Annotated in this window: 1 protein-coding gene; it reads right to left on the bottom strand. The window is 43.3% G+C overall.

The features are described 5' to 3' along the window. Positions 1–289, bottom strand: a 289-nt coding sequence (locus RYX56_RS21860; protein WP_317124052.1) for an ABC transporter permease, incomplete at both ends; no start/stop codon positions are given.

Here is a 289-nt window from a genome sequence, read left to right as displayed (position 1 = left end):
AAAATATGAGTAGCGGATGATCGCGATAATAAAGGCAACCAATCCAAATGCAAATAATATCCCCAATGTTTGGAGTAGGTCAGAAACTTGAGTCGTCCCTGCCATAGCATCCTGAAAAGACTGATGTGCCCAATACTGAGGAAGGAAGCGGCCAATTGTTTGCATAAAGTTCGGCATCATTTCGAATGGAATCCATAACCCGCTTAGCATCGCACCACCTAGAGCGATGATTTGGGTAATAGCGATTCCCATATTTTCCGTATTTACAGTAAGTGCCATTGCCAATCCA

Origin of the sequence: Alkalihalophilus lindianensis (assembly GCF_032843265.1) — a bacterium.
Lineage (GTDB): Bacteria > Bacillota > Bacilli > Bacillales > Bacillaceae_D > Alkalihalophilus > Alkalihalophilus lindianensis.
This window is presented reverse-complemented; position numbering and strand designations above follow the sequence as displayed.